The 26,970-nt window shown below is 72.7% G+C and carries 25 protein-coding genes; 11 read left to right on the top strand and 14 right to left on the bottom strand.

Annotated elements, in window-relative coordinates:
- Positions 1-9: 9 nt before the first annotated feature.
- From ABZ354_RS02485 to ABZ354_RS02475, 3 genes are all read left to right on the top strand, one after another.
- A complete protein-coding gene (locus ABZ354_RS02485) occupies positions 10-1,245 on the top strand; it encodes an acyl-CoA dehydrogenase family protein (RefSeq protein WP_358652064.1) in 1,236 nt (411 codons plus the stop codon).
- On the top strand, positions 1,242-1,640 hold the full coding sequence (locus ABZ354_RS02480) for a RidA family protein (RefSeq protein ID WP_358652062.1): 399 nt from the start codon (positions 1,242-1,244) through the stop codon (positions 1,638-1,640). Before ABZ354_RS02485 ends, ABZ354_RS02480 begins: the two co-directional genes overlap by 4 nt.
- Before the next feature lie 122 nt (positions 1,641-1,762).
- Complete coding sequence (locus ABZ354_RS02475; protein ID WP_358652060.1) at positions 1,763-2,212, top strand: DUF6299 family protein; 450 nt, start codon at positions 1,763-1,765, stop codon at positions 2,210-2,212.
- A 125-nt stretch (positions 2,213-2,337) separates the two neighbouring features.
- Here the strand turns inward: ABZ354_RS02475 and ABZ354_RS02470 are convergent, their stop codons facing one another.
- From ABZ354_RS02470 to ABZ354_RS02435, 8 genes are all read right to left on the bottom strand, one after another.
- On the bottom strand, positions 2,338-3,987 hold the full coding sequence (locus ABZ354_RS02470) for a class I adenylate-forming enzyme family protein (RefSeq protein WP_358652058.1): 1,650 nt from the start codon (positions 3,985-3,987) through the stop codon (positions 2,338-2,340).
- The gene (locus tag ABZ354_RS02465; RefSeq protein WP_358652056.1) at positions 3,984-5,753 is read right to left on the bottom strand and encodes a CoA transferase; all 1,770 of its coding nucleotides are present in this window, start codon (positions 5,751-5,753) and stop codon (positions 3,984-3,986) included. The genes ABZ354_RS02470 and ABZ354_RS02465 overlap by 4 nt, the downstream gene beginning before the upstream one ends.
- Complete coding sequence (locus ABZ354_RS02460) at positions 5,750-6,577, bottom strand: class I SAM-dependent methyltransferase (RefSeq protein WP_358652054.1); 828 nt, start codon at positions 6,575-6,577, stop codon at positions 5,750-5,752. Before ABZ354_RS02460 ends, ABZ354_RS02465 begins: the two co-directional genes overlap by 4 nt.
- Positions 6,578-6,608: 31 nt before the next feature.
- Positions 6,609-8,186, bottom strand: a complete 1,578-nt coding sequence (locus ABZ354_RS02455; RefSeq protein WP_358652052.1) for an AMP-binding protein — start codon at positions 8,184-8,186, stop codon at positions 6,609-6,611.
- On the bottom strand, positions 8,173-9,543 hold the full coding sequence (locus tag ABZ354_RS02450; RefSeq protein WP_358652050.1) for an FAD-dependent oxidoreductase: 1,371 nt from the start codon (positions 9,541-9,543) through the stop codon (positions 8,173-8,175). The genes ABZ354_RS02455 and ABZ354_RS02450 overlap by 14 nt, the downstream gene beginning before the upstream one ends.
- Positions 9,540-10,514: a UbiA family prenyltransferase gene (locus tag ABZ354_RS02445; RefSeq protein ID WP_358652048.1), complete on the bottom strand. Its 975-nt coding sequence runs from the start codon at positions 10,512-10,514 to the stop codon at positions 9,540-9,542. Before ABZ354_RS02445 ends, ABZ354_RS02450 begins: the two co-directional genes overlap by 4 nt.
- 106 nt (positions 10,515-10,620) lie before the next feature.
- The gene (locus tag ABZ354_RS02440; RefSeq protein ID WP_358652046.1) at positions 10,621-11,763 is read right to left on the bottom strand and encodes a DegT/DnrJ/EryC1/StrS family aminotransferase; all 1,143 of its coding nucleotides are present in this window, start codon (positions 11,761-11,763) and stop codon (positions 10,621-10,623) included.
- Entirely contained in the window at positions 11,760-12,863 is a 1,104-nt protein-coding gene (locus ABZ354_RS02435) for a DegT/DnrJ/EryC1/StrS family aminotransferase (RefSeq protein ID WP_358652044.1), read from the bottom strand. The genes ABZ354_RS02440 and ABZ354_RS02435 overlap by 4 nt, the downstream gene beginning before the upstream one ends.
- Before the next feature lie 397 nt (positions 12,864-13,260).
- Here ABZ354_RS02435 and ABZ354_RS02430 point away from each other — a divergent pair, with 397 nt between their 5' ends.
- The 5 genes from ABZ354_RS02430 to ABZ354_RS02410 are packed head-to-tail and all read left to right on the top strand — an operon-like array spanning position 13,261 to position 17,335.
- Positions 13,261-14,346, top strand: a complete 1,086-nt coding sequence (locus ABZ354_RS02430) for a Gfo/Idh/MocA family oxidoreductase (RefSeq protein ID WP_358652042.1) — start codon at positions 13,261-13,263, stop codon at positions 14,344-14,346.
- Position 14,347: 1 nt separating this feature from the next.
- On the top strand, positions 14,348-14,743 hold the full coding sequence (locus ABZ354_RS02425; protein ID WP_358652040.1) for a hypothetical protein: 396 nt from the start codon (positions 14,348-14,350) through the stop codon (positions 14,741-14,743).
- The gene (locus ABZ354_RS02420; RefSeq protein ID WP_358652038.1) at positions 14,740-15,942 is read left to right on the top strand and encodes an Ldh family oxidoreductase; all 1,203 of its coding nucleotides are present in this window, start codon (positions 14,740-14,742) and stop codon (positions 15,940-15,942) included. Before ABZ354_RS02425 ends, ABZ354_RS02420 begins: the two co-directional genes overlap by 4 nt.
- Positions 15,939-16,877: a Gfo/Idh/MocA family oxidoreductase gene (locus ABZ354_RS02415; RefSeq protein ID WP_358652036.1), complete on the top strand. Its 939-nt coding sequence runs from the start codon at positions 15,939-15,941 to the stop codon at positions 16,875-16,877. The genes ABZ354_RS02420 and ABZ354_RS02415 overlap by 4 nt, the downstream gene beginning before the upstream one ends.
- On the top strand, positions 16,874-17,335 hold the full coding sequence (locus ABZ354_RS02410; RefSeq protein WP_358652034.1) for a hypothetical protein: 462 nt from the start codon (positions 16,874-16,876) through the stop codon (positions 17,333-17,335). The genes ABZ354_RS02415 and ABZ354_RS02410 overlap by 4 nt, the downstream gene beginning before the upstream one ends.
- Positions 17,336-17,469: 134 nt before the next feature.
- Here the strand turns inward: ABZ354_RS02410 and ABZ354_RS02405 are convergent, their stop codons facing one another.
- The 3 genes from ABZ354_RS02405 to ABZ354_RS02395 all read right to left on the bottom strand — a co-directional run bounded on the left by ABZ354_RS02405 (position 17,470) and on the right by ABZ354_RS02395 (position 19,777).
- Complete coding sequence (locus tag ABZ354_RS02405; protein WP_358652033.1) at positions 17,470-18,003, bottom strand: EF-hand domain-containing protein; 534 nt, start codon at positions 18,001-18,003, stop codon at positions 17,470-17,472.
- Between the two features lie 153 nt (positions 18,004-18,156).
- Positions 18,157-19,416, bottom strand: a complete 1,260-nt coding sequence (locus tag ABZ354_RS02400; RefSeq protein WP_358652032.1) for a nucleotide sugar dehydrogenase — start codon at positions 19,414-19,416, stop codon at positions 18,157-18,159.
- Positions 19,417-19,468: 52 nt separating this feature from the next.
- Complete coding sequence (locus ABZ354_RS02395; protein WP_358652031.1) at positions 19,469-19,777, bottom strand: hypothetical protein; 309 nt, start codon at positions 19,775-19,777, stop codon at positions 19,469-19,471.
- A gap of 836 nt (positions 19,778-20,613) precedes the next feature.
- Here ABZ354_RS02395 and ABZ354_RS02390 point away from each other — a divergent pair.
- Complete coding sequence (locus ABZ354_RS02390) at positions 20,614-23,544, top strand: putative dsRNA-binding protein (RefSeq protein WP_358652030.1); 2,931 nt, start codon at positions 20,614-20,616, stop codon at positions 23,542-23,544.
- A 50-nt stretch (positions 23,545-23,594) separates the two neighbouring features.
- Here the strand turns inward: ABZ354_RS02390 and ABZ354_RS02385 are convergent, their stop codons facing one another.
- Positions 23,595-23,786, bottom strand: coding sequence for a hypothetical protein (locus ABZ354_RS02385; RefSeq protein ID WP_358652029.1), 192 nt, complete (start codon positions 23,784-23,786; stop codon positions 23,595-23,597).
- Between the two features lie 622 nt (positions 23,787-24,408).
- Here ABZ354_RS02385 and ABZ354_RS02380 point away from each other — a divergent pair.
- A complete protein-coding gene (locus tag ABZ354_RS02380) occupies positions 24,409-25,086 on the top strand; it encodes a hypothetical protein (protein ID WP_358652027.1) in 678 nt (225 codons plus the stop codon).
- Positions 25,087-25,160: 74 nt separating this feature from the next.
- Here the strand turns inward: ABZ354_RS02380 and ABZ354_RS02375 are convergent, their stop codons facing one another.
- A complete protein-coding gene (locus ABZ354_RS02375; RefSeq protein ID WP_358652025.1) occupies positions 25,161-25,382 on the bottom strand; it encodes a hypothetical protein in 222 nt (73 codons plus the stop codon).
- Positions 25,383-25,595: 213 nt separating this feature from the next.
- On the opposite strand from ABZ354_RS02375, the gene ABZ354_RS02370 reads away from it, so the two are divergent.
- Entirely contained in the window at positions 25,596-25,850 is a 255-nt protein-coding gene (locus ABZ354_RS02370; protein ID WP_358652023.1) for a hypothetical protein, read from the top strand.
- 261 nt (positions 25,851-26,111) lie between these two features.
- On the opposite strand, the gene ABZ354_RS02365 is transcribed toward ABZ354_RS02370, so the two are convergent.
- Positions 26,112-26,876, bottom strand: coding sequence for a transposase family protein (locus ABZ354_RS02365; RefSeq protein ID WP_358652021.1), 765 nt, complete (start codon positions 26,874-26,876; stop codon positions 26,112-26,114).
- Positions 26,877-26,970: the final 94 nt, after the last annotated feature.

Genomic DNA, 26,970 nt, shown 5'->3' with positions numbered 1-26,970 from the left:
GGCCCGGGAATGACAGCATTCTCGCTCGAACCGGAACAGACCGCCTGGTGCGCCGAGCTGCGCACCCTGGCCGCCGAACGGCTCCGCCCACTCGCCGACAAGGGCGAACCGGGCCACGTCAACCGCCCCCTGGTCGCCGAACTCGGCGCGCTCGGACTGCTCGCCCGCCTCTTCACCTCCGGCGCCCTCGACCTGTGCCTGATGCGGGAGTCCCTCGCCCACGCCTGCACGGAGGCCGAGACCGCCCTCGCCCTCCAGGGCCTCGGCGCCCACCCCGTCCACGCCCACGGCACCGATGCCCAACGCGCGCGCTGGCTCCCCCGGGTGAGCGACGGCACCGCGGTGGCGGCGTTCGCACTGAGCGAGCCGGGCGCCGGCTCGGACGCGGCGGCACTGGAACTGCGGGCGGACGAGGACACCACCCGGGGACCGCTGCTCCCGGCCGAGTCCGACGGCCGCGCCCGCTGGCGGCTCACCGGCGAGAAGTGCTGGATCTCCAACGCCCCGGAGGCCGACTTCTACACCGTCTTCGCGCGCACCACGCCCGGCGCCGGCGCCCGCGGGATCACGGCCTTCCTCGTGCCGGCCGACCGCCCCGGCCTCACCGGCACCCCCCTCGACATGCTCTCCCCGCACCCCATCGGCGCGCTGCACTTCGACGCCGTACCGGTCACCGCCGACGACGTGCTCGGCGAGCCCGACCGGGGTTTCCGCGTCGCCATGGGCACCCTCAACCTGTTCCGTCCCAGCGTCGGCGCCTTCGCCGTCGGCATGGCGCAGGCCGCCCTCGACGCCACCCTCGCCCACACCGCCCACCGCGACGCGTTCGGCGGCAAGCTGAGCGAGCTGCAGGCCGTCGCCCACCAGGTCGCCGAGCTGGCGCTGCGCACCGACGCGGCCCGCCTCATGGTGTACGCGGCGGCCGCGGCGTACGACGCGGGCGCGGCCGACGTCCCGAAACGGGCCGCCATGGCGAAGCTGCTGGCCACCGAGACGGCGCAGCACGTCGTCGACACCGCCGTCCAGCTGCACGGCGCCCGCGCCCTGCGCCGCGGCCACCTCCTCGAACACCTCTACCGCGAGGTCCGCGCCCCGCGCATCTACGAGGGCGCGAGCGAGGTCCAGCGCGGCATCATCGCCAAGGAGCTGTACAAGGAGTCGCGCGAGGCACCGCGCGAAGCGCCGCACAGGGAGCCGTCCGAGGACTCGTACGGGGCAGCAGCCCAGGGAGAGGACACGCCGTGACCGCCGAGCGCATCAACCCGCCCGCTCTCTCCCCGCCCACCGGTTTCTCCCACGCCGTCGTCGCCACCGGCACCCGCGTCGTCTTCCTCGCCGGCCAGACCGCACTCGACGGCGACGGCAACGTGGTCGGCGCGACGCTCCCCGGACAGTTCACCCACGCGCTCACCAACCTCCTGACCGCGCTGCGCGCCGCGGGCGGCACCCCCGCCGACCTCGCACGCGTCACCGTCTACACCACCGACGTCGCCGCCTACCGCACCCACGCCCGCGAACTCGGCCGCGTCTGGCGGGACCTGGCGGGCCGCGACTACCCGGCCATGGCGGTCGTGCAGGTCGTACGCCTCTGGGACGAGCAGGCACTGATCGAACTGGACGGCTTCGCGCTGCTGCCTTAGGCCCTCGCCCGGAACATCCCGGCACGGACTCGCCACCGGAAGAGTGACGATCACACCGCAGGGGGTGGGCGCCCGGTACCTGTGGGAGCCCCACATCCGGGTCGACCCAGGAGGTACCCCCCATGTCCTTCCGCCCCGCCCTCGGCACCGCTGCCGGTGCCGCCGCGCTCCTGCTGGCCGCGCCCGCGGCACCGGCGGCCGTCGCCGCGCCCGGGCCCGTCGCCGTCACCGAGACCGTGACCGTCGACCCGGCCGGCCTCGTCGCCGCCGACGGCACCGTCACCCTCTCCGGCACCTACCGGTGCACCGGCAGCACCGGACCGGTCTTCGTCAGCTCCTCCCTCGGCCAGGACTCCTCGTACGTGCGGTACGGCATCGGTGGCACCCACGCGGTGTGCGACGGTGCGCTGCACCGCTGGGAGAACACCGGCAGGGTGTACTCCGACCCCCTGGAGACCGGCCCGGCCCACGTCGAGGCGACCCTCATGGAACTGCGCCTCACCGGCGGCCTCCCCCTGCCCTTCTTCCACGCCGCCCAGAACCAGGACATCACGCTGACCCAGGAGGCCTGAGCGCCTCCGCCGCGTGACGGGCGGGCGGCCGGGGCCCCGGCCGCCGGCCCGTCACGCGGAGGGGAGGGCAGTTCGTACGCCTCGGTCCGGCCCGACCCGGCCGGACCGAGACGCCCGGGAGCCGTCTACCGGCGCCGCGCGGCCCGCGCCGCCCACGCCGCCAGGGTGCGATGGCAGACCTTGCCCGTCGGGCCGAGCGGCATCTCGTCCACCAGCAGGAGGTGTTCGGGGAGTTTGCGCCGGGACAGGCCGCGGGCCAGGAGGTGGGCCGTGAGGTCGGGCAGGGTGGGCGCGGTGGCGCCGGGGGAGGGGCGGACGCAGGCGCAGAGGCGTTCCCCGAGGTCCGGGTCGGGGACCGGGACGCAGACCGCCTCGGCCGTCGCGGGATGCCCGGCGAGTTCGCGTTCGACCTCGGCGAGGCTGATGTTGAGGCCGCCGCGGATCACGACGCGCTTGAGCCGCCCCAGGACGTGCAGCCGGCCGTACGCGTCCAGCCGGCCCAGGTCGCCGGTCCGCACCCAGCCGCCGGGCGTGCGGTACCGGGCGTCCAGGTCGGGCGCGTTGACGTAACACATCGGCGTCATGGGGCCCCTGGCCTCGATCTGGCCGGCGTATCCGGTGCGCACGGCGGGGGCGCCGTCGGGGCCGGTGATCCGGATACGGGCGACGGTCGGGTCGGGCGTGCCGGCGCTGTCGCCGGGCGGGCGGCTCTCGCCGGCGGTGTGGCAGTTCACGCCGTCGGAGGAGCCGTAGACGGTCACCACCGGCCGGTCGAACCGTCGCCGGCAGGCCTCCGCGGTGGTCTGCGGCAGGTCCGCGCCGCTGGAGACGACGACGCGCAGCGACGACGTGTCCTCGCCGGGCAGGCACGGCAGGTCGGCGATCCGGCGCAGCATCGTGGGCACCGCGAAGAGGTGTGTGGGCCGGTGCTCGGCGACCATCCGCAGCGCGCGCTCCGCGTCGAACTCCGGCCGCACGATCAGCGTGCCGCCGAGCGCGGTGAGGGTGACGGGCGTGCCGAGGGAGCCGAAGGAGGAGGCCAGCGGGACGAGAACGAGGTGGCGGGGCGGTACCGAGAGATCCGGGTGGAGCGCCCGGACGTAGCGGGCGCGGCCCCCGGCCAGGGCGTGATGGCTGTAGGCGACCATCTTCGGCTCGGCCTCGGTGCCCGAGGACACCAGGATGCGGGCGGGGCCGTAGGGGTCCACCGGCCGGGGCCGCCAGTCCCGCCGGGCCGTGCCGTGCAGTCCCCGTGCACCCGGGAGGAGCACCGTGTTCAGGTGGGGAAGGCCGTCGAGGACCTGCGCCGGGGGCGGCGCGGCGAGGACGGCGCCGCGGGCACGGCAGCGGGCGAGGAGGGCCCGCAGGTCACGGTCGTCGCCGCCCGGGGGGAGAGGGAGGGCCACCGCGCCGATCGCGTAGACGGCGAGTTCCGCGGCGACGGCGTCGCGCCCGTCGGGCAGCCGCAGCGCGACCACGTCCCCGGCACCTAGCCCCGCCGCGTCGAACAGGGCGGCGACCCGGCGCACTTCGGCGTCGAGGGCCGCGTAGGACAGCGCCCCTGCCCCGTCCACCAGCGCCGTACGGTCCGGGTGTTCCCGGACCCGGGCGCCGAACAGGGCGTACAGGTCGGCGTCCGGGCACAGCCCGGCGGTCACCCAGGCCCGCCGCAGGGCGCGGGGCACGAGGTCGGGGAAGGGAACCCCGGCGCGTGACGTCCACACCGGCTGCCCGGTGTCCTCCACCGGGGGCGGGGTGGCGGAGGCGGTGGTCATGCGAACTCCCAGGGGGTACGCGGGCGGGCGTACGCGGCGGCCGGGTCCGGGGGTGCGACGGCCGCCCGGAAGGCGGCATCGCGCGGCAGGTCCGCGAGGTCGGTCAGCACGGGAGTCGCCGTCAGGCCCGCCTCCGCCAGCCGTGCCCGCCAGTCGTCCGTCGTACGGCGGGCCGTACGGGCCGGCGCGTCCTCCACCGAAGCGGCATCCAGCACCCGGCACACCGCCTCGGGGTGCCGCCGCGCCCGGGGGCCGAGGTACAGATGGCCGTCCGCCGTGCGCAGCGGCCGGTCCAGTGGGGTCCAGTGGGCCCGGTGCGCGGGGCGGGGGACCAGCGCACCGGCGGAGAGCAGACTGGAGTGGACCCGGCCGCCCCGGCCCGTCGCCCGGCGGGCCGCCAGCGCGGTCAGCACTCCCTGCGCGCACACCAGCCCGCCGAGCACGTCCGTGAGGGTCATCAGGGAGGGAGCCGGGGGCTCGTCGGCCGGTCGTACGGCGGCGGCCAGTCCGCTGTGCACCTGGGCGAGGTAGTCGGTGCCCGCCGGGGGCCGGTCGCCGAAGGCGTCGCCGAAACCGGATGCCCCGGCGTGGACGAGGCGGGGGTGGGCGGGCAGCAGGTCGGCGGCGGACAGCCCGAAGCGGGTGGCCCTGCCGGGGGCCCAGTTGTGCAGGAAAACGTCGGCCCCGGCGATCAGGGCGCGGACGGCGGCGCGGCCCCGCGCGGTGGTGAGGTCGGCCTCGACCACGGGCTTGCCCGCGTTGAGCGCCAGGAACCGGGCCGAGCAGTCGCCCGCCAGCGGTGCGAGCCCGCGCATCGGGTCCCCGCCGGGCGGCTCGATCCGTACGACGTCGGCGCCCAGCATCCGCAGGACGTGCCCGGCGAGCGGGCCCTGCACTCTGCGGGTGGACTCCACCACGCGCAGCCCGGCGAGGGGCAGTGCGGCGTCGCGGCGGCTCCCGCTGACAACCCGGGTGTCGCCGTCCGTGCCCGGCCCCGGGATCAGCTGCCAGGGCTCGGGGCAGGCGGCCGGGGCCGGGTCGGAGCGGACGGTGAGGAGACTGACCCCGGCGTGGTGTGCGGCGGCGCGCAGATCGGCCAGCGTGCGACGGCGGACGGTCCGGCGCAGTGCGCCGGGCAGCGGGCAGACGGCGGTGGCGAACCGCTGCTGGAACGGCAGCCAGCCCCGCCCCGCCACCGCGGGCGGTACCCCCAGCCCCGCCCAGAACTCCCGCCAGGCGCCGGGGTCGAGCGTCTCGATCTCCACCCGGGCACCGTCGGACGTGACCAGGGTCGCCAGGCCGCTGTCCGCTTCCCCCGCGGGGAGTTCCGGTTCGGACGGGCCGTGGCCCCCCTGGGCCGTCGCCGCGGCGAGGTACTGACCGACCGCCAGCAGGGCGCCCTGGGACACCGACGTCCGTACCTCGCGCAGGTCGAGGCCGCCGGCCCGCCCGACGTGCAGGGCGGTGACGCCCAGGGCGGCGAGCACCCCCGTCACGGCCGAGGCGTAGTCGACGGCCAGCGGGGCGGGGCCGCCCGTGGCCCGGCCGTGGACGTGCATCAGACCGCAGGCGGCCTGCACGGCACGCTCGTCGGACAGGGAAAGGGACAGGGGCGAGCCGACCGGCCCCGCCCAGTCGAGGTGGAGCCGCCCCGGGTCAGGACCCGCCCCCCTCTCCGGCAGGGCCCGCGCGGTGTGCCGCAGCAGACGGTCCGCGACCGCGGTGGCGACGGCCGGGCGGGTCCCGGCCCGCAGCCCCGCCGTCACGGGCGTACCCCGGCGGGCCGACGGCCCTGCACCGAGTAGAAGACGCTGGAGGCGGCACGGAAGGACGGGTCCCGCATCAACCGCCCCACCCGGTTCAGCTCGTCGTCCGTCATGCCCTGCTCCCTGAGCCGGTCCCGCAGGTTTCGGGTGTGGTTCAGCTGCAGGCCCAGGCCGGGATCCCGCGCGTGCCGCACGCCGATGTGGAGGTGCACGTCGACGTCGGTCAGCCCCGCCGCCCGCAGGGCCGCCGGTGCCTTGCGCGCCCAGCACGGGTCGCCGCCCGCGGCGCGCATGGCCGCCGACTTGGCCTGAAGGAACCGGACATAGAGGGCCTCGGACCGTGGGTCCGGGGTGAGCAGCGGCGGCTCGTACGAGGCGTCGATCTCGTCGATCTGCAGCAGACCGCCGGGTGCGAGCGCGCGCACCAGCTTGGCCAGTACGGCGTCACGGGACGGCACGTGCTGCAGCACCAGACGGGCCACCACCAGGTCGTAGGCCGCCTCCGGGAGCGGGTCGCGGGCCACGTCGAGCGCGGCGACCTCCAGGCCCGGACCGGGCACCAGGTCGCGGGGGTCGCGGTCGGTGGCGAGCACGGAGCCGCCCGGTGCGACCCGCTCGGCCAGCCAGCGCGCGATGCTGCCGCCGCCCGCACCGATCTCCAGGCAGCGCCAGCCGGGACCGACACCCGCGGCGGCCAGCCGGGGCAGTGTCACCGGGTCGTACGCGGCGGCCAGGCAGCGGTGCTGGTCGCGGCTGTGCGCGGTGCCGTTGCCGAAGACCGCGCGGGCGGCCCGCGGGGCGGGGGACGGCTGAGGCTGGGGCACGGGGGGACTCCTCTCCTCGGGCGAGGACCTGTCAGGTCCAGCGGCCCGTGTTGTCGCCGGTGGACGCGGTGCCGGTGAGCTGGTGGGCCAGTGCGGCGCGGCGGACCTTGCCGGTACTCGTGCGCGGCACCTCGTCCCAGGTCAGGACGGTGGGCCCGGCCATCGCCGGCAGTCCTCCGGCGGCCTTTTTCCAGACGTCCGGGTCCAGCCGGCCGTCGGGCGTGATCACGACCGGCAGGGGTATGCCGTCCCCGCCGCCGACGATCACGCATTCCAGGGCCTGCGGCAGCCGCTGCTCCAGCAGGTCCTCGGTCCGCAGGCAGCTCATCCCGGGCAGCCGGTCGGCCTCGCGGTCCAGCACGCTGACACTGCCGTCGCGGTGGTACACCCCCACATCCCCCGTCGACCACCAGTCGCCGACCCGTTTGGCCTCCCAGCGCTCCCGCTCGCCGAGGTAGCCGAGGGCAAGGGCGGCGGTGCGGACCAGCAGCAGGCCCGTACGGCCGCGCGGCACCGGCCGCAGCGTCTCCGGGTCCACCACACGCACCCGGGTCCGGCCCGGAACCGGACGGCCCAGCCGGCGCGCGGCCGACGCGGCGTCCGGCGCGAGCACGGACCTGCGGGTGTGGAAGCGGAACGTCAGCGGCCCGGTCTCGGTCTGGCCCCAGCCCTGCATCCACAGCGGACGGGCGTGGCGACTGGCCGTCAGATACGCGCGCAGCGCGGGCGGGTGCATCGCGTCGTAGGTGCTGATGAACAGACGGGTCCGCCGGAACGGGTTGTCCAGCCGCGCGGTGAGCGGGCGCAGCCGGGTGTAGGCGGCGGGCAGCGCCTCCATCACGGTGGGCGGATGCGCGCGCAGCAGCGGGTCGGCGGCGTCCGGGTCGTCACCGGTGAGGATCGTGATCCCGGCGGGCGCGAGCGCCATCACCACGGCCGTCCAGCAGAAGGTGCGGCCGTGGCCGAACGCGCTGGCGTTGCACAGGACGTCGTCGCCGCGGATGCCGATGACCGGGTAACGCACCGCCTCGAAGCGGGCCAGCTCGTGCACGAGGGTCCGTGTGGAGTGGACGACCAGTTTGGGCAGACCGGTCGTGCCGGAGGTGTGGTGGACGGCCAGCGGCTCGTCGTCGCGGCGCGCCACCGGCCCGGCGGGGCCGGAGTCGTCCAGCGCGGCGAAGTGGACCGCGCCCGGCACGGCGGCGTCGAGCGTGACGCGGATCCGCGCCGGAGCGTCGCCGCAGCGTGCCAGCACCGCCGAGGTGGTGACCAGCGCGGCCGGGTCCAGCCGCCGCAGCAGGGCGACGAGGTCCGGGGTGGCGAGGCGGGCGGACAACGGCGCGGGCACGGCGCCGAGGCGGACCACGGCGCAGGCCAGCAGGTCGTAGTCCCAGTGGTTGTCCTTCACGACGGCCACCCGGTCCCCGGGCCGGACCCCGGCGTCGGCGAGCCGGGCGGCGGTGGCGCGCACCAGGGCGGCGAGCTCCGGCACGGTCCACCGGGTGCCGGCCCGCGGGGCGAGGTCGAAGGGCCGGTCCAGGCGTACCACGGTCCGGGCGCCGGCTGCCGCGGCGTCGTCGAACAGGGTGCCCATGTCACGCGGTCGCACGGATCTCCTCCGTCGGGTTCGGGCCGGACGGCGTACGCCGCCCCAGCCTGCTGAGGACACGGGACGCCGCCAGGGCACCCGCCCGGACGGCACCCTCGGACGCGGGACGCAGCGTCACCCAGTCACCGGCGTACTCCACGGCGCGCACCGGGCGGGACAGGAAACCGGGCCGTTCCCGCAGCGCCTGCGGCCCGGCCTCCGGAAGGCCGTGACGGAAGGCGTGCACGAGGTGGTGCAGACGGGCGGCCCCGATACCCGGTACGTAACGCTCCGCCGCGCCGACGAGTACGTCGGCGGCCTCGTCCGGGGAGGCGTCCAGCAGCTGACGGACCCTGCGCGGACCGGCCACGAGAGTGATCAGCCCGCGCCCCCCCGGAACCCGCCCCGGGTCCTTGACGTGGTCGACGACCACACCGGAGAGCACGTCCTCCTCGACGGCCGGCGTGAGCAGGATGTGCACCGGACGCCGGGCGGACGGAGTCAGCGGACGGTCCAGCAGACAGCTCACCTTCAGCATCGGGGTGAAGGCGCAGGCGTCGAGGAACGGTCGTTCGTCGGCGGGGGCGTCCGGGCGGAGCGCCGCCGCGACGGGAGCCGGTACGGCCAGCACGGCGGCCCGCGCCCGCACCTCACCCTCCTCGAAACGCAGCACGGCGTGCCCGCCCCCGTCGGTGACCTCCCGCACGGCACGGCCCGTCTCGACGTCGGTGCCGTCGGCCAGCCGGCGGGCCAGGAAGTCCATGCCGTCCCGGTACGTGCGCCAGTCGGACGGCGCACCGGACTCCAGCAGCAGGCTCACCAGCGGGGCGGCGGCGGAGCGGGCGGTGTCCCAGCCGAAGAAGCAGCCCGCGACCGGCTGGAAGAGGTAGTCGTGCAGGTCGGCGTGGTAGGGGGCGGCCGTCTCCCGCACCGTGGCGGCTCCGAGCGGGGTGTTTTCCGGACGGTCCCCGTCGAAACGGGCGCGGCGGCGCCCGGCCCAGGCCGAGAACGCGGCCAGGTCGAGCCGGGCCCGACCGGACAGCCCGGCCCCGGTGAACACGGCCGTGTTCTCGCCCACGCCGAGCCGGGCACGCCCGTCGCGCCAGACGGCCACCCCGCCGCCCACCCGGGGCACGTCCATCCGGGTCGCGCCGACGCGGCGCAGCAGCTCCCAGGTGGCGCGGTAGCCCCGCGAGGAAACCTGCTCGGCCCCGGTGTCCACGGTCCAGCCCTCGTGGCGGACGCTGCGCATCCGTCCGCCGACCTGCGGCAGGTGCTCGTAGACCCGGACGGACAGCCCGGCGCGCCGCAGTTCGTGGGCGGTGGTCAGACCGGCGATGCCGGCGCCGACGACCGCGACGTCGATCTCGGGTGTCATGCGGCCACCTCCACGGCGACGAGCACGTTGGCCGCGGTCATCAGCAGCACGGACAGCCGGTGCACCGCGAAACCCGTCCGGCGGGCCGTCATGATGTCGCCCCGCACGAACCCGGTCAGGTACTGGCGGGCCCGCAGCGCGGACGCGGGCAGCATCAGCAGCACGAACCACCACGGTGCCGTCCCGGTCACCGAGGCGACCGCGCCGATCAGGAACTCCGTGCCGGACAGCGCCCCGATGAACACGGCGTTGCCCCGCTCGGACACCAGCGCGGCCACGGTCGGCCGGCCCACGGCCCGGTCACCGGCGACGTCATGGGTGTTGGAGTACACCCCGAACATCAGCGGCCCGAACCCGAACAGCACCGCCTGCACCATCAGGAACCCCGACCAGCCCCCCGTCACCAGCCCGTACGGCACCACCACGAGCACGGCGCCGAGCGCGACGAGGAAGGCCTCCTGGAAACCGTGGTAACTGATCTTCAGCCCGTACGAGTACTGCAGCGACACGGCGAACAGCGCGCCCGCCGCGACCAGCGCCCACAGCGGTCGGTGCGGTGCCAGCAGCGCGGCGCCCGCCCACAGCACCGCGCCCGACCCGGCGCAGCCCCAGGCGAAACGCAGCGCCTGCGGCACCGTCAGCGTCCCGGCGACGAGCGGCTTGCGGGCCTTGCTGCGCAGCGGGTTGTCCGGACCGTAGTTGGCGAGGTCGCTGCCGTCCCGGAAGCCGGTGACGTCGTCCAGGGCGACCATCGCCATGAGGACCGCGATCTCCCCGGCCAGGAACACCGCCAGCGCCAGCCCCTGCCGTCCGGTGAAGTCGGCGAGGGGGAACAGCGCGGCGGACAGGGCGAGGAAGATGCCGAGGTAGTAGTCGTACACGTCCAGCTTGCCGAGCCGCGCGTAGACGCGCAGCCTGCTCACGAGTTGCGCGGCGGGCGCGGGACGCTCCGCCGCGATGCTGTCCGTCATGGGTGACCTCTTGGGTTTCGTCGGACGCGGGGTGCGAGGGCTCAGGGGCGGGGTGGGCCCACTCACCGCGCAGTGGGGGGTGGGGAGAGCGGCGCGTGACGGGGTGTCAGCGATGTGCGTCGGCGAAGCCGCACACCAGGTCGGCGACGTGTTCGACCTGCGCGTCGGTCAGCATGTGGTGCACCGGAAGCGCCAGATGGCGCCGGGCGGCCTCCTCGGCGCGCGGCCAGCGGACACCGGGCGGCGCGTAGGGAGCGAAGGCGCGCTGCGCGGGCAGCGGGAGCGGGTAGTAGACGTGCGTGGCCACACCCGACTCGGCCAGCCGGGCACCGAGCGCGTCCCGGGCGTCGGCGAGCACGGTGTACACGTAGAAGCACCGGCCGTCCGGGTCGGCCGGCGGCGGCAGGACACCGCGGTCGGCGAGTGGAGTGAAACGCTCGGTGTAGTAGGCGGCGATCTCCGCCCGCCGCGCCAGACGTGCGGGGAAGCCGCGGTAGCGGTACGTCTGGAACGCGGCCTGGATCTCGTCGAAGCGGCTGTTGAGCCCGATGGCGTGGTGGACGAAACGCCGCCCGGGGACCTGGCCGTGCCGGCGCAGCATCCGCACCCGCGCGCCCAGTTCCGCGTCCCGGGTCACCACCGCCCCGCCCTCGCCGGGCATGCCGCACGTCTTGACCTGTACGAAGGAGTAGACGCCCGCCTCGCCCCACAGTCCGGCCGGCACGCCGCGCAGTACGCCGCCCTGGGCGACCGCCGAGTCCTCCAGCAGCCGCAGACCGTGCCGTCCGGCCAGCTCCACGAAGCGCGGCATGTCGGCCATCACGGAGAACATGTGGGCCGGCATCACCGCCCTGGTCCGCGCGGTGACGAGGTGCTCGGCGTGGTCCGGGTCCATGGTCATGGTGTCCGGCCGGATGTCGGCGAAGACGGGAGTGGCTCCCGTGTCGACCACCGACGAGGCCAGCGGCGCGCACCCGAACGCGGGCACGATGACCTCGTCACCGGGCCCGACGCCCATGGCCCGCAGCACCAGCGACAGCGCGGACGTACCGCTGGAACACGCCACCACGTCGGCGGCGTCCAGATCCTCGCGGAGCACCTCCTCGAAGGCCGCCGTGCGCCGGCCCAGGATGAACTCCTGCTCCGGGTCGAGGCCCACCTCCCGGACGACGTCGAGGAGCGTGGCGCGGTCGGCCTCGAACAGGCCGGGCGGGAAGAAGGGCACGGCGGGAGGCATCGATGTGGTCATGCGGCCCGCCTCGCGGTGAGGAACGAGCGGACGGTGTCGCACACGCGCTCCAGGTCTTCGGGGTGCAGATCGGGGTGGAACGGCAGGGCCACGGCGTGCCGGGCCGCCGCCTCGGCGTGCGGGAAGTCGCCCGGCCCGTGGCCCAGACCGGCGAAGACGGGCTGGTGGGGCAGCGACACCGGGTAGTAGACCTCGGTGCCGATGCCGTGCCGGCCGAGATGGCCGACCAGGGCGTCCCGGTCCTCGGTCTCGATCAGGTACACGTAGTACACGTCGCGGTCGCCCGGCTTCCCGGCGGTGGGCCGTGGCAGGCGGAGCACGCCCGGCACGTCCCGCAGGCGGGCGGTGTAGGCGGCGGCGAGTTCGGCGCGGCGCGCGATCTGCTCCTCCAGGACCGTCAGTTTGGCCAGCAGGACGGCCGCCTGGATGTCGTCCATCTTGCTGTTCACGCCCGGCAGGGCGCTCTCGGTCGAGATGGCCGGGAAGTCGTTCAGCGTGCGGCCCGCCCTGCCGTGGTGGCGCAGGGCCGCGACGGTGTCGGCGACCTCCGGGTCGTCGGTGAGTACGGCGCCCGCGTCGCCCAGCGCGCCGAGCGTCTTGGACGGGAAGAAGGACAGCACACCCCCCGCGCCGTGCAGGCCGGCGTGTACACCGCCCCGGCGCATGCCGATCGCCTCGGCGCTGTCCTCGACCACCGTCAGACCGTGCCGGTGCGCGACCGACGCGATGCCCTCCAGGTCGGCCATGGTGTGGAACAGGTGCGCCGGCATCACGAAGCGGCTGCGCGCGGTGACGGCCGCCTCGAGCGCCGCCGGGTCCATCGCGTACGTCTCCGGGTCGATGTCGACGAACTGGGGCTGTCCGCCCGCCAGTACGACGGCCGACGCGGTGGCGACGAACGAGTACGCGGGCACCAGCACACCGTCGCCGGGCCGCAGCCCGCAGGCCCGCAGCAGCAGCACGAGCGCGTCGGTGCCGCTGTTGACGCAGATCACGCGCCGGGCGCCGGTGTACTCCGCGAGCGCGGCCTCCAGTTGCCCGACCTGTTTCCCGTGGGAGAACTTGCCGCTGTCGAAAACCTCCCCCAGTCTCTTTTCCACGAGGGGCCACAATTGTTCGAAGGTTTCGGCCTGGGAGAAAAAGGGAATCGCGCGCACCGTTTCGGCGCGTTCCCCTCCTTCAGAGGCTTCTGTGGCCCCTGTGGCTGATAATCCGCCCCTGACCGTCGCCCGGAGATCTTCGTTCGGAGCCACTTTCTTCACCCGCCCGTGGAGTCGTGTCGAATGGCCACGCTAGGCGGATTTCGCGTGCCACGGAGAAAGGAAAGGATCATCTTCACACGTTGTGGCTAATGGCCTTCCGATTCGCTTGACCCATTCCTTCCGCGACGGCAATAGTCCTGCTCCACAACGGAGTTGGCGCACGGGCCGCGCCGCCCGCTGCCCGGCCCGTCGGTCCCTCGTCCGCCGTCCCTCTTTTTCCCTTCCAGGAGGCCCTGTGCTGCAGCCCCTCGTCGTCGGGCTCGGCCGGTCCGGATCCGGACTGCACGTGAGGACACTCGCCCGGCTGGCCGGGCGGACCGGGAGCACGGACGACCCCCTCGTCGTCCTGCCCGTCGTCGGCTGCGATCCGCGCGCCTCCCGTCCGCGCGTCCCGGCCACCCCCGAGGTGACCGTGGCCGGCACCCTGGACGAGGCCCTGGAGTACGTGGACCCGGCCACCGCGGTGGCCCATGTCTGCACGCCGCCCCCGCTGCGGTACGCCCTGGTCGAGGAACTCGCGGGGCACGGATTCCGCAGGATGATCCTGGAGAAACCGTCGGCCGGGTCCCTGGACGAGCTCGACGCCCTCGTCCGGCTGCGCGACGAGGCCGGCCTCCGCCTCATGACCGTCGCCCACTGGAACGCCTCCCGGCTCGCCGGCCGGTTGCGACGGCTCGTGCGCGGCGGAGGGCTCGGCCGGCTCCGCCGCATCACCGTGGACCAGCACAAACCCCGGTTCCTCAGGTCCCTGACCACCGACGGGCACCGGAGCGCCCTCGACGTGGAGATCCCGCACTCCCTGGCCCTCGCGCTCGACCTGGCCGGCCCCGCCGAACTGCGGACCGCGCACTGCTGGGACCTGCGCTGCGAAGACCGGGAGCTGCCCCGCATGGGCGGCGCCCACGTGGAACTGGAACACCGGTCGGGAGTGGTGACGCTGCTGCGTTCCGACCTCGGCGCGGCCGTGCGACAGCGCAGCGTCGTCTGCGAGTTCGACGGCGGGACGGCCACGGGCCACTTCCCCCTCGGCGAGGACGACGACCACGCCCAGCTCGTCATCCACCCCGCCGAGCCCGCCGGTCGGATGAATCCCCCCGACAGCGGCGGGCCCTGGACCGGCCGGCACGTCTTCCGGGACGACGCCCTGACCGGGTTCATGACGGGTGCCTACCGGGACTTCCTCTCCGAACCGGTCCTCCTGCCCGCGCCGGTCCGCCCCGGACCGGTGGACACCGCCGACTTCGCGCTCGCCTGCGCGACCGCCCGCCTGCTGTGCGCGGCGCGGGAAGCCACCACCGCCGCACCCGCCGGGAGGTCCTGACGTGCCCCGCAGCACCGCCGCGGGGCACGGACCGCCGGCCGGCACCGGCGACGAGGCCGCGACCGGCACCGACGGCCAACCGGCCGCTGTGCACCGCCTCGGCCGGGACGCCGCCGGACGGCGCACCGTCGACGGCACCGCCTCCGCCGGTCTCCCGCCCGCCGCCTTCGACACGCCCACCCGCCGCCGCGAGGACGCCGACGCCACCGTCGCCGTGGCCTCCCGGACCGGCAACCGGCCCCGCCCCGTCACCGGCGGCCCCGCCGCCGCCCCCGCCCACGCGACCGGGGAATCCGTCGGCCTGACCGGCCTCGAGGAACTCGCGGACCTCGTCCACCGACTCGTCACCCGCTTCGCCGAAGACCGCCCCACCCTTACGCAAGGAACCACCGGATGACGGCACCCACCGCCCCCGACCACACCACCGCCAACCACCGCACCACACCCGACGCCACCCCCGGTCACCCCACCGTCCTGGTCGGCCACGCCGAACTGCACGCCGCGGTGACCGGTCTCTTCACCGGCCACGGCATCCCGGCCGCCCGGGCCCGGCTCGCGGCCGACGCCCTCTGCCACGGCGACCTCACCGGCCTCGACTCGCACGGCGTCTTCAACCTGACCCGGCTCTACCTGCCGCTGCTGGAGTCGGGCCGCTGCGACCCCCGGGCCGAACCGCGCACCCTCACCGACCTGGGCGCCTGCGCGACCGTCGACGCCCGGCGCGCCCTGGGCCTGTGGGCCGCGGCGGAGGCCATGGACGACGCCGTCGCACGCGCCCGCCGGCACGGCATCGGCCTGGTGTCCGTACGCGGCGCCACTCACCTGGGGTGCGCCGGCTTCCACGCCGCGCGCGCCGCGCACACCGGGATGATCGGCGTCGTGGCGAGCAACTGCGGCGGCCAGCGCATCGCACGACCCCCGGGCGGCGCGGTCACCATGCTGGGCACCAACCCGCTGAGCGTCGCCGCACCCGCCCTCGACGGCCACCCCTTCCTGCTCGACATGAGCACCACCGTCGCACCGACCGGCCGGGTACGCGTCGCCGCCCGCCGCGGTACGCCGGTCCCCGAGGGCTGGCTGGAGGACGCGGCCGGCGAACCGGTGACCGACCCGAACGCCTTCGACCGCGGCGAGGCCTTCCTGCGCTGGCTCGGCGGAACGTCCGAGAACGGCGTCCACAAGGGCTACGGACTCGGCATCGCGGTGGAACTGCTGGCCGCGGTGGTGTCCGGGTCCGCCGTCGGCCCCGCCCCCGCCGCCCTGGAAGGGGACGGGCGGCCGCACGGACGGGACGACGACATCGGCTTCTTCCTCCTCGCCATCGCCCCGGAGGTGCTGCGCCCGGACGCCGACGTCGCCGCCACCACCCGGTCCCTGTTCGGCGCGCTCACCGACTGCCCACCGGTGCCCGGCGGCGAACCGGTGCGCTACCCGGGCTGGTGGGAGGCCGAACGTGCCGCCCGGCGCCGCCGCCACGGCATCCCGCTGCCCGAGCACCTGTACCGGGAACTGGCCGACCTGGGCCTCCTCGGCACCCCCGGCACCGGGCCCGGCACCGGCAACGGCACGGCGCCCAACGCCGGAGGCCGGCGATGAACCAGCCGCTGCGCCTCGGCGTCATCGGCCTCGGCGCGATCTCCCCGTACTACCTGGCCGCCGTCGAACGCCTGCCCCGCTGGGAACTGTCCGCCGTCTGCGACACCCGCCTCCCGGCACTCCAGCGGTACGAGGGCCGGGCGGCCCGCTTCCGAGACCACCGGGCGCTGCTGGAGCGGGCGCGGCCGGACGCCGTCGTCGTGGCCGTACCCAACCACGCGCACCTGCCGGTCTGCCGGGACGCACTGGCCGCCGGCGTCGCCGTCTGCGTGGAAAAACCCCTCGCCCTCACCGCCGCCGAGGGACGCCTGCTGGTGGATGAGGCGCGGCGCCACGACGTCCCGCTGATGACCGCGTTCCACCGGCGCTACAACATGGCGGTCCGCGCGCTGGCGCTCCGGACGGCGGGCCGGGAGATCCGCACGGTCCGCGTGCGCTACCTGGAGCGCATCGAGGAGCACCTCGGCGGCGAGGACTGGTACCTCGACCCCGCCCGCTGCGGCGGCGGCTGCGTCGCCGACAACGGCCCGAACGCCCTCGATCTGGTACGGCTGCTGCTCGGCGACGTCACCGTCACCGACTGCGCGACGCACATCGACGACACGGGCCTCGACCGCCGGGCGGCGATCCGCCTGCACAGCCTCACGGGCGCCACGGCGACCGTGGACCTCGACTGGTCGTACCCGGGGGAGCGCAAGGACGTCGAGGTGGAACTGGCCGACGGGAAAGTCCTGCGCGCCGACATGCTGGCCGGGCACTTCGGCTTCAAGGCGTCGCTGTGGCACGAGTACGAGGCGGTCCTCAGGGAGTTCGCCGCCGTCGTCGGCCGCTGCGTCCCCGCCGGACCGGGCGCGCACGGTGGCCTGGCAGCCGCGGAACTGGTGGAGGCGGCGTACGGCTGCGCGCAGCCGGCGGGAGAGGTGGCGAACCGGTGAACCCGGCGGAGGACGGCCCGAAGCGCACGGTGCGCGGTGCCCTGGTCAAGGTACTGACCCACCACCGTACGGACCGCGGCATGCGGCTGGAGGAACACGCGGCCCGGTGCGTACGCCGCCGCGAGGTGCACGAACTGGTCAGCACCGACCAGTGGGACCCGCGTCCCGGCGCCCGCATCGACCGGGTGGGCTTTCTCGGCTTCGCGGAACTGGAGTGCGGCGGCGTGATCGACCGCGGTGACCTGGTGAGCATCGGGGACATGCGGGTCGGGACGGTGCTCGGCTTCGACGCCTGCCACCTTCCGAACCACTACAACATCCTGATCCACACCCCCCGCCCGGTCAGCGGCGGTGACCTGCGGCTGAGGCCGGAGGCCCGCGTCACCTTCGTCCAGGGCAGCCGGGCCCCGGAGAGCAGGGACGAGGAAGCGGAGGCGGGCCCGCCGCCGTACGGCTGACGCCTTCGGTGAGCCGACGGCCCGGGGCCGAGACAACGGAAAGGGCCTGGGTCCGCAAGACGGCAGTCTTGCGGACCCAGGCCCTCCGGCTGCCCCGGGTGTCACGCGCGCGTGTCCCGGGGCAGCCGGGAGGATCAGCCGAGAAGCTCGACGTCCAGCCGGCCGAAGTGGAACTCGCGCACCACGCGCAGCAGTTCCTCCTCGGACAGGCGGCCGCTGCCGTCCACGTCGACCTTCCGGAACATGTCGCCGGCCTCGGAGGCCGGTACGCCGACTCCGGTCAGCCAGGCCCGGAACTCACGGTCGTCGATCTCCCCGTCGTGATTGTCGTCGCACAGGCTGACCAGGGCCTTCACGACGGGGCCGAGGGCACGGTTGAAGCTCGCCTCGCCCTCCTGGAACAGCATGTCCCCCGTGGCGGCGAGGAACTGCTCCCGGCCGATGCCGCCGCCCGCCGAGACTCCCGCTTTCTCGGCCAGGTTCTCGTAGAGCCCGCGGAACGCGCTCACGAGCTCCTGGACCTCCGGCGAGGCGGTGTCCTTGCCGAGATTCTCGGCGATCCGCAGGGCCTCACCGAGGAAGTCGTCGGCCTCGAGGACACCGTTGCCGTCGGTGTCCCACTTGTCGAAACGCTTGACCAGACGGTCGTTGGCAACAGCGGTGCTCATGTGCTTCTCCTTCATTTGGGGGATGATGGATTGCGGCGCTCGGACAGGGCCGCGAAACCGCGCGTGCGGGCATGCCGCGCGGGGTCTGGGGCCGGCGGGGGCCGGCGTGGAAGGTGTGAGTCGGTGTGGTCGGGACCAGGTGGTGACAGGGCGTCAGAGCAGCGTGACGCTGCTGCCCACGACCTTGCCGCGGGTGTCCAGCACGGCGCATCGGGCTCTGCCCAGCGCGTGTCTCTCGTAGCAGGCGTGGTCCTGCAGCAGGATCGCCACATCGGCCTGCTCCAGGCCGTCCCGCAGTTCCGTGACGCGTGGCAGAGGCCTGTCGTCCACGGTGAAGTGGTCCGCGTAGGGGTCGTGGTAGGACACCTCGACGCCGGCGGCGAGCAGTCCCGCGGCCACCGGGCGGGCCGGTGTCTCCCGCAGGTCGGCCACGTCGGCCTTGTAGGTCACGCCCAGCAGGAGTGCGCGCGCGCCCTCGACCCGGCCGCGGGTGTCGCCGAGCAGGGACAGGGTCCGGTCGACGACATGCCGGGGCATGCCGGTGAGGACCTGGTGGGCGGCCGCCAGCATGCGGAAGGAGAAACCCTGCGACTCCGCCCGCGCGGCCAGATAGCGGGGGTCGACGGGGATGCAGTGCCCGCCGACGCCCGGGCCCGGGCTGAACGGGGCGTAGCCGAACGGCTTCGTGGCCGCGCAGTGCAGTACGTCCCACACGTCGATGCCGGTCTGGTGGCAGAACAGCGCGATCTCGTCGACCAGCGCGATGTTGACGTAGCGGTAGGTGTTCTCCAGGAGCTTGGCCATCTCGGCCTCGCGGGTGCCGCGGGCGACGACGAGGTGATCCACGAACCGTCCGTAGAACGCGGTGGCGTACTTCGCGCACAGCGCGGTGCAGCCGCTGACGACTTTCGGGGTGTTGCCGACGTCACGGGTCCGGTTGCCGGGGTCGATGCGCTGCGGCGAGTACGCGAGGTGGAAGTCCTCACCCGCGCGCAGGCCGCTGCCGCGCTCCAGCAGCGGCTTGACGACGTCCTCGGTGGTGCCGGGGTAGCTGGTGGACTCCAGGACGACGAGCATCCCGGAGCGCAGCCGCCGGGCGACGACGCTCGCGGCGTTCTCCACCGCCGACAGGTCGGGCAGTCCCTCGGGGGTGAGCCCGGTCGGCACGCAGATCACGACGGTCTGCGCACCGTCCAGGACCGCGGGGTCGGCCGTGGCGTGGAAACCGGCGTCCAGCATGTCCGCGACCTGCGCGTGGGAGACACCGCCGACGTGGGAAAGCCCCTGGGCGAGACCGTCCACCACCGGGGCCGACACGTCGTATCCGGCGGTGGACAGGCCTGCCGAGAGCGCGGCCCGGGCGAGGGGCAGTCCGACGTGGCCCAGTCCCATGACGACGAGGTCGATGGTCATGTGCGGCGGTTCTCCTGGGGGTTGAGGTGGCCGAGGTGCGGCAGCGGGTGGTTCAGGCCGAGAAACTGCCGCTGCCCGGCGCGACGTGCGCCCCGTGGCCCGGCTGCACGACGAAGCCGGGCGTGAGGCAGAACGGGTCGCCGTACACCGTGACCGGACGGTCGGTGCGATTCGTCAGCACGTGCGCGTCCGCCGGGAGTTTGTGACAGCCGTGCGGGTCCTCGTAGACGCTCAGCGGCGACAACTCGGTCCGGAACACCACGACGTCGCCGGATGCCGCCGCGGAGGCCGTGCCGGAGACCGCGGTCCCCACGAGCAGCGCACCGGCCGCGGCGAACATGATTTTCCGGGTACGACCCACAAGTGACTCCTCTGACATTCGTTTCTTGTTGGGAGCATTCTTTTCAACGCGAGGCAGGGTTAAGCGCCGACTGATGCGCATGCGCCCGAACCAGTGAAGCCCTCCCATAAGGTTGACTTTTCGAGGATGTCCACGTGTGGCGAATCTCGTTCAAGAAGAAAATGCATTTTCGGTCGAGAACAGACGCACGGGCACGACACGGTGTACAGAAACAGCCAAGCCCTCTCCCGGTCCGCGCAGTTGCGGACCGGGAGAGGGCTTGACCGAAGTCGGCTTCTCGGGGCTGTCAGATGTCGCGGAAGAGACCAGCCAGCGCTGTGACCTGCAGCGATTGCCCACCACGGGTCGCTGACCTGCAGAAATGGTCTTTCGGTTGTTTCACGCCCGTGCCCGTTGATGCAGCCGGAAGTCCCAGAAAAGTCCCAGGGGACTCCCACGGTCCGCGGCCACTCTTTCGGCTCTATGCAGCTTGTGCAGGCGCCACGAGATGCCGATCAGCCGTAATCACCACAGCCGGAGCTCTCCTTCGGTTCTCCCGCGCGCCCACGGGCCGCTCTCCTGCCCCTGGCGGTCCGCGCGGCCCGCCACCTCATGTTGCGAGTCACACGGAACGATCCGTGTCGAGTGAACCCTCCCCGAACCCGCGCCCGGCGGCATACGCTGGCCAGCCAGTGCCGCCGTGATCACCGGGAGCCCCGGGAGACGCGGCGGGAGGAAGGACAGCAGGACCGGGGGCAGGCCGCCGCCCGTACGCAAGCCCGGGGCACTGTACCGACGCCGTCTGGGAGTGCGTGCTGTGGCCGGGCAGGGCCGCGTCGCCCGGCAGGGGGAGGGCCATGAACCGCTGGGTCGGCATCGTGTCACTGCGCGAGACCGCGCCGCCGACACCCGTGCACCGCATCGCGCTCGCCATCGACGCCGCGCGGAACCGGACGTCGTACCAACTGGCCGACCAGACGGTGCCGTACGCGCGGATGCGGTCGGTGCTGCGCACGCTCGGTCAGGAGCATGCGCGCCACCATGAGTGGGAGCGGTACGCGTACTGCATCGACCTGGCCGGCGACTTCTTCGACGGCGGCCACCCCCCAACGGGCCTGCCCTCCTGGCTCACCAACGAACTCCAGAACCTCCTGGACGGCAGGTCCGGCACACCGCCGACCGGCGGGCGGAGGGTGCAAGAGGCCCCTCGGCGCACCGTCTCGCGTCCTGCCCACCAGCGCCCGACGTCCACCCGCCGGGGCCGGACCACACCGCCCGAAGTCACCCGCCCGGCCCGGCCCGCGCGGTCAGCCCCGCCCGCGGCCGGGCAGCGTCCGTCGCCCGAGCTGGTCCGGCCTTACTCCCGCGCCGAACGGCGACTCGACGTCCACGACGTCACGTACCCGGCGCTGTGCGAGCCGCCCGTGTCGCTGGTGGACACTTACGGGCAAGAGGTCTGCGAGGCCGTGGGGAAGGCCGTGCGCGGATGGGACGCCGACGCCGAGGTCACCGCCTGGCTCGGCCTGGCCGCCGAACACCGCAGTCACCTCTACGAGAGCCACTACGCCGACCAGGTCTCACCGCACGTGCTCGGCCTGCTCGACCGGCTCGGCGGCACCGCGCTCGACGTGATCCTGCTCGACGCTTACGTGAGACGGGCGACCCCTCGGAAGGCGGGCGAGCAGTCGAGCGAACACGCCCGTCGACGCGCCGCCGCCGACCTCGCGCTCGGCGCCTGGGCGACCAAGCAGGGCCTGGTGCGCATGGGCGCGGGGGAGGCGCAGCAACCCGCCAGATCCGTCTTCGAAGGAGTGGCCCGGCAGATCCTCGGCGTGCTCAGCCTCTGTGGTGAGCACGAGATCGCCCGGAGGTTGGTCTCCTCCGTGTGGGCCGACCTCGACCGCCCGTCCGTGGAGACGGGAGCCGATCCCGTCACCCTGGCGCAAACGGCCTTCCACAAGGAAGGACTGACCTACGACTACAACGAGGAGGGCCCGGACCACCGCAAGGTCTTCCGCGCCACCGTCCGCACCGGAACCGGCCGCACGGCGGAAGGCACCGGTCAGTCCAAGAAGGCGGCGCGGGCAGCGGCGGCACGAGCACTGCTCGACGCATACCCGCAGGTGGCCAGGGCGGCGGGCGCCGAGCGGAAGGCGGCACCCGCGACCCTGCCAGCAGCGTCGCCGCTGCCGTACGCGCAGCCGGGCAACCGGCACAGAGACGCCGTGAGCGACCTGGCGGCCATGTTCGAACTCGGCCATCGCGCGGACGGGCTCCTTGCCCAGGCCCTCACCCATGCCTCCTGGGTCCACGAGAACCAGTCGGCGGTTACCGCCGCCCGCCAGCGCGACAACCACCTCCTCGCCCACCACGGCTCGCACGTGGTGAACCACCTCGCCGCCCACATCCGCGTCCGCCAGGCCCTCGCACACAGCCTCACCCCCGACGAGGACGAGGCACGCATCCTCACCACTTCTGACGACGACACAGCCCGGCTCGGTGCGACCCTCCAGCTCGCGGAAGGGCTGCTAACGAGCCGCGGTGAGAGCGGACAGAGCCGCACAGCGGTGTCGGACGCCACCCAGGCGGTCGTCGCCGCGGCCTGGCGCATCCACGGGCCTCGGCTGCTTAGGCGTCGGCCCGCCATCCTCGACGACTGGCTCACCGGCCTGGAACACCAGCACGACCCGGTGACCATCCTTGCCGCCATGGCCACCACATACGGCATCGACCACGAGTACACCTACGACGTCTCGGGGCCAGACCACCTGAAGAGCTTCACCGCCAAGATCAGGCTCCAGGACGCTCAGGGCCGGGTCCACCAGTGGACCGAGCGTCTGCCCGGAACCCCCGGAAAGCCGGAGGCGAAGAAGGCGACCGCCGAGGCCGTCCTCGACATCCTCGCCGCTCCCGTCAACGGTGCCGCCGACGATCTTCCCGCCCCGGAACGGGACCTGCTCGTCTTCCTCCTGCGGGCCCAGCTCGATGGCCTGGGCCGGCCGACGGAACGGCAGCGCGCCCGGATGCTCGCCCGCGGCGACCTCGGCACCGATCTCCTCACCACCGGCGATACCGAGGCGTTTCTTGCCTGGGCAGAACGCGTCCGCCTCCTGCTTGGGCCGGACGGCTCGGCCGTACCGGACGCGCTGTGCGAGCTTTACCGGAAGGTCCTCGACGACACGCGAATCGGGCCCGGCTCGCTCCTGCGCCGCATGGCCGCAGCCCCCGGACCCGACGCCGCGAGCGTGGTCCGGCGAAACGCGACGGACGCCGTACGGCGAGCGATGAGCAACGGGCCGCAGGCCGCCTCGGTCCGAGACATCGTGCAGGACTGGTGGCGCGACCAGGCCCCGGCCACCGGCGTCGCGGTCCGCGATGACATGCGTCAGGACGTCTTCCGTCCGCTTCCCGTCCACCTCGGCGCGCTGGACGAGACCCTGACGTGGTGCGGCGAAGCCGCCGAGGCGGCCGGCACCCGAATCGACGTCGAGCTGACGGTTCAGGACGGCACGCTGCACGTCTGGCTCGGCCTCGACAAGGTGGACGTCCGGGCGGCCTGCGACGATTTCGCCCGCCTGCTGTCCCGCACCCTTCCGTTCACCGACTGCCTGGTCGGTGACGACCATGTACTGCTGCGCTTGCATGGCGATCTTGAGACGGCTCCCCTCCATCCCCTGGCCACAGCGGGCATGGATGCCTACGTCTCCGTGCCGCTTGATGGGCGGAGGCTCACCAGGGAAGTCGCCGACGGGCCAATAGGAGCACAGGACGTGCAGCCGTACTCGTGAGCCCGCTCCGCGAGCCGGGCCACCGGCCCCAACTGCCCCGTCGCCACCGCTCAGAGGACGGTCCGTGGCCCCGGTTCCAGTCGGCCGCTGGCCCAGGGGTAGGACACCCATCCCTGGACGAGGATCGGGTTGAGGGAGTTCTCGTGTCCGTTCAGGCATTCGTTGAGCGCCCAGGTGGAGCGCTCGGGGTCGGCCGCCCGGTCCAGGAGCAGAGAGCTGGGTGTGGTGTCGGTGAGGAGCACCAGGCGTTCGACTTCGTGGGCTGCGACGACTGTTGTCGGGATGTCGGCGGTGGGCAGGTCGAGGTGGGGCAGGTTGGCGTTGCCGACGGGGAATGGTTCAAGGGCGACGATCAGTGCCCGGCGTGGACGGCGGTCGGAACGCCGGCGAATGCCGGATGGCGCTGGTCGATCTGGGCCGAGGTGGCGTTGACCTGGCGTTCTCTGAACTAAGCCGACCGCGGCGGATGATGACGGTGTGTAAACTTCTGTCAAGTAGCGTCCACTGTCGTAACACGACCCAGAGGCGCCGGAAGACTTGATTCATGAGCACTGAAGAAGCCCATGACAAAGAACCTCGCCCTGAGCCTGAGAGGCCGCTCAGGAAAGTGGCCGCGGTAGTGGCGATCACGGTCCTCTCCGCCATCGCTGGCGGGGTAGCTCAGGCCGTGACGGAGAGAATCATGGGCGCCTAATCTGACTAGGGGCTGATGGAATGACGGGTGGAAGGGTTAGGCGAATTGTGATGCCCTCGGAGGAGCAACTTCCCGAGGGCCCTCATCGCACATTTCTGGCCGCCGTGCATGTGCACTACCGAAATGCCGGATGCCCGAGCACTCGCAGGATCAGTTCGACGGTCGACAGGATGGACTCCGCAAAGGACATCATTTCCCATCAGGCGGTGGCCAATATCCTCCACGGGAAGAGCTTTCCAGCCTGGTCCAAAGTGGAGGTGATGACCGCCGCCCTCCTGCACTTCGCCAACGTCGAAGTTACGAACCAAGAGATCGCAGCAATCCGCGAACTGTGGCTCGCCGCGCACTATGAGGAGCAGGGAGCGGCGCCGTCCGTCAGCTTCCTCAGTGGTCCTACCAGCAGCGTTAGCAGCCGGGATGACTTTGGCTCCCTGCTCGAGACGGACCTTTACCCGCTCACCTCGAGCTTCGACGCCGAAACCGTTGAAGCACAAAAGGCGGAGAATGCCGCCGGCGACGAAGAAGGTCACGACGCGTCCCAGTATGAGGAGCTGTTCGTCAGATTCATAGCCCAACCATTGGCGGGTCCTAGCATGTTCTCGATCGATTTGATGGCCGGGACGCTTCAGGTGATCGTGAACACAGAGCACCCCATGGGGTCCTCCATTCTCCATGTCATGGAGAATGGAGATGAGAGATCTTCGCGACTGATGAAGAACCTCCTTGTTTCTTGGGCGCGTATGGAGGATGAGATCCCATCAAGTAAGCAGCGAAACTCGGTCGCGATGATTCGACATGACTGGGGTCGTTATGCTCGGTGGCTTGAGGTGCCGGGGGACGATGACTGAATATAGCTCCGTCTCGAATAGTCCTGAACGGAAATCAAGTACCTCGCGCAATGATTTCTCGAACGATGGCATTCCTAGATGGAGATAGCTTGTTGAGTTCTGGCCGCCTGAGCGTCCATTTGCGCCAGTTTGTCCTTGGCGCTGTCGAGGTTGGTCGTGAGGCCCTTGACGTCGCCGAGCCAGCCTTCACGTTCGGCCTTGGCGATGCGGCCGATGAGGTTGTCCCGGAGCTTGACCAGGCGGTTCCGCTCGCCTGGATCAGGCCGGAGCATGGCAGCGGATGCAGGCGTGTTCATGGATGCATGCGGTTCCAAAGGCCCTTCCGCAGGTGCCGAGGGAGAGATTCCGGAGCTCGAAGTGACCCAGGAACTCGTTCCATTCTTCGTCGGTCGGGGTGCGATATTCCTCACCCGGGCGGGTCGCTCGGCGGCGGGCGATGAACGTGCGGTGGGCTTCGATGGCCTCCGTCGGGTAGATCGCCTTGTAGCGCATGGTGGTCGAATGTCATCGTGACCTGCGATGATTTGCGCGATGTGTGGAGGCAGACCATTCATGATGGCGTCAGTGATGAAGATCCTTCGGAAGTCATGCGGCTGGTAGTCGAGCGGCTGGCCGGCGTTGTCGGTCAGGCCAGCGAAGTCGAGGGTCGCGTTGAGGGCCCGGCGGATCGTGGTTTCGGAGATCGGCCGGTTCTGGCCGCCCGTGCGCCACTGGAAGAGCAAGGGCATGGGCGGGTTCCAGACCTTCTCGCCGACGTCGTATGAGGGTACGAGTCGGCAGTACCAAATCGGAGCGCAGGTGGTGAAGAAGCTGGAGGCGACCGGGCACGAGGCCGGTATGGCTTTCTCAGCCCACGGGTACCGACGTGGTCGTGTGGCAGGCTCTGGAGCTTGTTCCCGCCACCGGTTCATGGAGGTCATGGACGCGGTTCCGTACTGGACCACCCGGCAGCAGGCTTGAGGTACGAAAGCCCGGCGACTGGTCGGTCAGCTCGTCAACCAAAAAGCCCTGGGACTGAGCGCATTTCATCTTGGCGTTGACCTGGCCAGATGAAGGGTGAGGACGGCTCGGACAAGGTCGGTGATCCGGTTGGTGCTGCATCGGATCTTGCGGAGGACTCGCCAGCCCTTCAGCGTGGCGACGGCTTGTTCGCCGACGCAGCGGATCTTGGCGTGGGTTGTGTTGTGGTGGCGCTGCCACCGCTTGAGTTTCCGGCCGCGGATCGGCACCCGGATGTGTCGCCCCGCCGCCTGGTATGCGCGGTCGGCCCAGGTCGTCAGCCCGGTGGTGCTCAGGGCCTCCACGATCCCGTGGGTGCGGGCGGCGGTCAGGTCGTGGGTGGCACCGGGCAACGCAGGCGAGGCCCACAGCAGTTTGCCGTGCGGATCGGCGATGAGCTGCACGTTCACTCCATGGCGTTTGTGTTTCCCGGAGTAGTACGGGCGGTCGGCAGCGATCCGGTCGATCGGCAGGAGCGTGCCGTCCAGGATCAGGAACGCCTTGCGTCGGGCCTCGTCCATGGCCTGCTGGAGCGTCGGGGCGAGGACGGACAGGACTTCGATCGCCTCGCGTATGTAGCGGTAGGCCGTGGCGGTGCCGATGCCGAACCCTGCGGCGAGCTGGGCGTAGGTATCGCCCTTGCGCAGGTGGGCCAGGACCAGCAGTGCCTGGTGGCCCGGCGGCAGGCGCCGCCACCGCGTGCCCTGCCGTCGATGCTGCGAGCGCAGTTGGCCGGCCAGGAAGCGCAAGGTGAAGCTGGACAGGTCGATGCCGGAGCGGTAGATAAGCACGCGAAGCCTTTGGTGGATCTGGTTCTCTTGGTCGAAAACCCATCTACCAGGGGCTTCTTGGCGCTGTCAGCCCAACGAGTAAGCCAGTCCGGCA

The sequence above is a fragment of the Streptomyces sp. NPDC005925 genome, from assembly GCF_040638805.1.
GTDB lineage: Bacteria > Actinomycetota > Actinomycetes > Streptomycetales > Streptomycetaceae > Streptomyces.
The sequence above is the reverse complement of the archived record's forward strand: the minus strand, read 5'-3'. Positions and strand labels throughout refer to the sequence as shown.

Coding starts and splice junctions, on each gene's coding strand:
- ABZ354_RS02485 (WP_358652064.1), top strand. CDS start 10: ATGACAGCATTCTCGCTCGAACCGGAACAGACCGCCTGGTGCGCCGAG.
- ABZ354_RS02475 (WP_358652060.1), top strand. CDS start 1,763: ATGTCCTTCCGCCCCGCCCTCGGCACCGCTGCCGGTGCCGCCGCGCTC.
- ABZ354_RS02470 (WP_358652058.1), bottom strand. CDS start 3,987: ATGACCACCGCCTCCGCCACCCCGCCCCCGGTGGAGGACACCGGGCAG.
- ABZ354_RS02450 (WP_358652050.1), bottom strand. CDS start 9,543: ATGACACCCGAGATCGACGTCGCGGTCGTCGGCGCCGGCATCGCCGGT.
- ABZ354_RS02445 (WP_358652048.1), bottom strand. CDS start 10,514: ATGACGGACAGCATCGCGGCGGAGCGTCCCGCGCCCGCCGCGCAACTC.
- ABZ354_RS02440 (WP_358652046.1), bottom strand. CDS start 11,763: ATGACCACATCGATGCCTCCCGCCGTGCCCTTCTTCCCGCCCGGCCTG.
- ABZ354_RS02420 (WP_358652038.1), top strand. CDS start 14,740: ATGACGGCACCCACCGCCCCCGACCACACCACCGCCAACCACCGCACC.
- ABZ354_RS02415 (WP_358652036.1), top strand. CDS start 15,939: ATGAACCAGCCGCTGCGCCTCGGCGTCATCGGCCTCGGCGCGATCTCC.
- ABZ354_RS02405 (WP_358652033.1), bottom strand. CDS start 18,003: ATGAGCACCGCTGTTGCCAACGACCGTCTGGTCAAGCGTTTCGACAAG.
- ABZ354_RS02400 (WP_358652032.1), bottom strand. CDS start 19,416: ATGACCATCGACCTCGTCGTCATGGGACTGGGCCACGTCGGACTGCCC.
- ABZ354_RS02390 (WP_358652030.1), top strand. CDS start 20,614: ATGAACCGCTGGGTCGGCATCGTGTCACTGCGCGAGACCGCGCCGCCG.
- ABZ354_RS02380 (WP_358652027.1), top strand. CDS start 24,409: ATGGACTCCGCAAAGGACATCATTTCCCATCAGGCGGTGGCCAATATC.
- ABZ354_RS02375 (WP_358652025.1), bottom strand. CDS start 25,382: ATGAACACGCCTGCATCCGCTGCCATGCTCCGGCCTGATCCAGGCGAG.